Source organism: Clostridia bacterium, assembly GCA_036562685.1.
Lineage (GTDB): Bacteria > Bacillota > Clostridia > Christensenellales > DUVY01 > DUVY01.
In genome coordinates, this window is sequence record DATCJR010000063.1 from 1 (window position 1) to 4505 (window position 4505).

Here is a 4505-nt window from a genome sequence, read left to right on the forward strand (position 1 = left end):
CTCAAGTCTTTTTATTTCGTCTATGGATTTATTGATTCTGGGAAGGTCTATATGAGAGTCTATATCCACATCGCCATGACCTAAGAAGTGTTTGTAGCACGACATAATACCGTTGTTTTGCAAAGCCTTGGCAAAATCAGTAGCCAATTTTTTGACAATGTATGGATCATCTCCAAATGACCTTATAGCGATTATTGGATTAAGCGGATTGCTGTTGATATCGACTACAGGCGCAAGGTTGAGATTAATGCCCAACGCCTTTAGTTCTGCGCCTAAGATATTGCCTATTATTGCGGCAGCTTCAGGATACTTTGCAGATGCTGCTGCTATAGCCATTGCACCTGGGGTATTAGTGATTCCGTCATATATTCTTCGAACACTTCCGCCCTCTTGATCCAGCGCAATAAAGCAAGGCGCACCGTTATATTGCATAGCCGCTTCCTGAATCTTGCTGCACATATCTTGTATCTGGGAAGCTGACTTAATATTCCGTGTAAATAAAATTACATTTCCAAAGTTATATTTCTTGATATTTTCAATCAAGTCATCAGCATTTGGGCTTTGCCAACCCACAAGCATAAGCTGTCCAATTTTTTGTTCAAGCGTAGTTAACATATATTAGCTCCAAATGTTTTTTTAACCCTTAACCGCTCCCGCTGTCAGACCTTTTATGATATGGCGCTGCAGCATAAAATAAACAAGCATTATCGGGAAGGACACCAAAATAACCGCCGAAGCCATTTTGCCATGGTCAAAACCTGATTCTTTAGTCGAGAGCTTGTTTAATAACAGCGATATGGGAAAATCTTTTTCATTAGTAATAATAATCATCTGCAAGAAAAGATCGTTATAACTCCAAATAAATACAAATATCATTGATGTTACAATAGCGCTTTTCATCATAGGCACTATTATTCGCACCAAAACTGTAGGAACTTTTGCCCCGTCTATATAAGCGGCTTCTTCCACTTCCTTAGGCAAGCTCTTCAAAAAACCTGTGAGCAATAATGTAGTAAAGCCAACGTTTAGGGCTATTTGGGGAAACACCACCCCTATTTTTGTTCCAAACAGATTAATAAAAGAAAGTATTCTAATGATAGGAAACAAAAGCGCAAAAGACGGAAACATCATACATACTATTACGACTATTTCGACAGCGCGCTTTAGTTTAAAATCAAACCTTGCCAATACAAAAGCCGCCAACAGCGAAAAAGTTACGGTAAACAAAACAACCAGCGTGCTTATATATAAGCTGTTAAAGTAAGCAGTAAAAATATTCAAAGATCCGGAAAATATTTTTTTGTAATTTTCAAAAGTAAAATAGCGGTTGAAAGGCAGTTCAAGCGGTCTTGATACAATATGAAATCTGGGCTTGAAAGATGCAAACAATGTCCAAACAAAAGGAACAACTGCCATCAACGCCCAAAGCGTAAGTATTATATATATGAACACCATTAAGATGTTTTTACGATTTTTATTAGTTTGCTTTACACCTATCATATTATATATCCTTATTTTCTTTTAATATGGCGTTAGAAAGCAAAGATACCAAAACGCCCACCAAAACGATAAATACAGAATACACTGCTGATTGCCCTAATCTGTTAGTGCTGTATAGATAGTAATTATATGTTCCCATAAACATAGTCTGTTGAGCTGGTGCTCCATGCACTGCAACCGTATGAGGCAAATCAAACACTTTTAAAGCGCCAGTTATAGCCAAAACCATACAAGTGCGCAGCACATTCCACAACATAGGTATTGTTATGTATCTTACTACCTGCAAGTTAGACGCACCGTCTATAAGCGCCGCCTCTTTGTACTCTTCCGGAATAGTCGAAAGACCGGTAAGCAAAATAACAAAATAAAATCCTATGTATTGCCATATTACAGGCAGTATTACGATAAACAACGCCAAAGGGTTATTAATCGGCAGCCAATTAAAAGTGTCTTTAAAAATCAACTTAGTAAACAAACCAGTCGGCTGTATAAACAGAAGATACATTGTTCCTATTGCTGTTGCTGAAATTACTATGGGCATAAAATATATAATTCTTAAGAAAGCTGCATATTTTTTGTTGATGTTGTCTACCAACAAAGCCAAAATCAGAGCAATTCCAACCTGAAATACAATAACCAAAAGGACTAAGATAGCTGTATTGGTTAATGCAGTCCAAAAAACCTTATCCTTTAAAAGCCATAAAACATTTCCAAAGCCAACAAACACAGGGTTGGTATCAAGCTTGTGTCTAAAGGTAAACGCACCATTGTATATGTTGATGATGGCAGGATAAAATATAAATATTGCAGTGATCAACAAAATTGGCAGCAGAAACGGAACTATTAGGTATTTCTTTTTGTTATACATAATCTTCCCCTAAAAAGTTTTTGAGCGTGCAAAGGGTAGTTTTTTGCACGCTCTCAAAACCATTCGTTTGATTACCCAACAAAAGCATTTATAGTATCTGTGATGACTTGGGCGGGTGTTTTTGTTCCAAGTATCATATTGGTAAGTCCAGTAAAGAATGTTGTTTTTGCAGTCATATCAAGGAATTTGTCATCCAAAGGTGAGCACATAATAGCGCCTTCTTTTTTCAAGATGTCTTTGGTCTGTTTTGCCAAATCAGTATCATCTTCTCTTGTTGCACCGTTAGCAGCCATTCCAGGATATTGGAGAACATTTTTGCACTGTTTATTAACAAAATCAACAGCAAGTTTTAATTTTTCAGGGTTTTCAAAGCATTTTTTAGAAATCATCCAACCATGGAAGAATCCGCTCATAACATATTTGCTTTCGTCAATATCAGTAGTTGCAGGATTGTCGTCAATTACAAAAGATCTGAACGCATAGTTAGATGCTTTGCCTGCGGTAGAATGAGGAGGATAAAATCCTGCTGCGTTCCAGTTACCGTTTACATCAAATGATTTATTTCCGTTCCACATAGCTTGTTTTTCATCGCCGTATTGAATAGCAGGATTAGAACCCATATTTAGATCAGTTCTCATATAACTTACCATTTCGGTCAAAACTGCTTCCAAATCAGCACGGTTATCTTGGAACCATTTTTTATTAGGAATTTGAACATCAGCCCATTTCTTACCCATCTTTTGCAAGCCGATATAATTTAGCCAAGTATTGGTTTCGCCTGCAGCATCAACGATTTTTGATGAATCCAAAGTTTTAAGTTTATTCTTTAGAGCTGTGTATGACGCAAAGTCGGCTTCGGTAAACACACTCTTTTCGTAGTAAATACCAAAACTGTTGCCCAAAAAAGCCAAAGCATGCGGATCTCCGCCTACTTCAGGGAAACCTTTACCATAATCGGGGTGTTTTGCTCTTATATCTGCAACTTTTGCTAGCTTATCTTGAATGGGCAGATTTCTGCCAGGTGAAAAGATATAAAGCACATCAGGAACATATTTTTCACTAACAAATTTTGAAATAGCGACATCATCAAAGCCTTCGCCTACAGCTTGAATAGATTGATCTTCTACATGAACTTCAGGATGCGCTTTTTTAAATTCATTAACGCCTACCATATAAGCGTCTTTGTTAGGATCGTCTCCCCCAAACATCGTAAACACAATAAGCTCATTAGATTTGTCTTTACAGCCAATAAGTAAAGCAGAAGCACTAAATAACAAAGCACAAGCCAAAACTAAAGAAATTAATCGTTTTCTTAGTTTCATTTTTCCCTCCTAATCTTTGATACCTAGATTATATCAAATAAACTTTTGAGGTTTTATATGACAATCTTGGCATTTGTAGCATAATATTGGCATTAATGGTATTATATCATATTTTTATATGGTAAAAATTAACTTAGTAAAATTATCTTAATTAGAAAAAATGATAAAACATAATAAAAAAATCCCTTTCATAAGAAAGGGATTTTTTTATTAAAATTCGGTTAGGACTAGAATTAAATCTTTTTCTTTAAAAACATTGATGCTCCAAGAACTATAGCAAGTACGCCTAAAGATTCAAAAGCACTTACAACATTAGAGCAGCCTTTTTTCTTAGCAGGGGTACTTGAAGCGATTTTCTTAAAGCCAACCTTTATTGTAATATCTTCCTGAATATCAGTTAATTCGAACATACCAAAAGACAATGCAACACTTTGGTCATTAACCAATACGTATTCGATTTCATAACCGTTATCAGGAGTAACAATAAATTTTTGACTTGCCCCTACCAAAACATGAGTAATATTAGGGGTTACAGTTCCTCCTGCGCTTATTTCATAAGTAATATTCAAATAAGCAGAGAACTTAGCATAAAGTGTTAATTTACCGTGAGTACCTTTTTTGATTTCGGTAATAGCTTTACCTTTAAATTCAGGATTTAGATACCAGCCTTCAAAACCATACCCTTCTTTTGTTGCATCTTGCAAAACAAATTCAGAATTAATATTATAGGTTGTAGGGTTATTTCCGTTTGTACCGCCATCCAAAACATATTCTATAGGGCAATCAAAAGCTGTTGCTGTATATTCAATTTCTGA

At 35.9% G+C, this 4505-nt stretch carries 5 protein-coding genes; all 5 read right to left on the bottom strand.

The features are described 5' to 3' along the window. Window positions 1-615 (bottom strand): glycoside hydrolase family 3 N-terminal domain-containing protein (locus VIL26_02910; GenBank protein HEY8389889.1); only part of this gene is annotated, 615 nt, incomplete at its 3' end. Between the two features lie 21 nt (window positions 616-636). Then, a complete protein-coding gene (locus VIL26_02915; protein HEY8389890.1) occupies window positions 637-1500 on the bottom strand; it encodes a carbohydrate ABC transporter permease in 864 nt (287 codons plus the stop codon). Between the two features lies 1 nt (window position 1501). Continuing rightward, a complete protein-coding gene (locus VIL26_02920; protein HEY8389891.1) occupies window positions 1502-2368 on the bottom strand; it encodes a sugar ABC transporter permease in 867 nt (288 codons plus the stop codon). A gap of 71 nt (window positions 2369-2439) precedes the next feature. Then, the gene (locus VIL26_02925; protein ID HEY8389892.1) at window positions 2440-3690 is read right to left on the bottom strand and encodes an ABC transporter substrate-binding protein; all 1251 of its coding nucleotides are present in this window, start codon (window positions 3688-3690) and stop codon (window positions 2440-2442) included. Between the two features lie 233 nt (window positions 3691-3923). Next, a partial coding sequence (locus tag VIL26_02930; GenBank protein HEY8389893.1) for an InlB B-repeat-containing protein occupies window positions 3924-4505 on the bottom strand: 582 nt, incomplete at its 5' end.

What these genes read in the sequence shown, in the direction of transcription:
- VIL26_02915 (HEY8389890.1), bottom strand. Translation starts at nt 1,500, where the DNA reads ATGATAGGTGTAAAGCAAACTAATAAAAATCGTAAAAACATCTTAATG.
- VIL26_02920 (HEY8389891.1), bottom strand. Translation starts at nt 2,368, where the DNA reads ATGTATAACAAAAAGAAATACCTAATAGTTCCGTTTCTGCTGCCAATT.
- VIL26_02925 (HEY8389892.1), bottom strand. Translation starts at nt 3,690, where the DNA reads ATGAAACTAAGAAAACGATTAATTTCTTTAGTTTTGGCTTGTGCTTTG.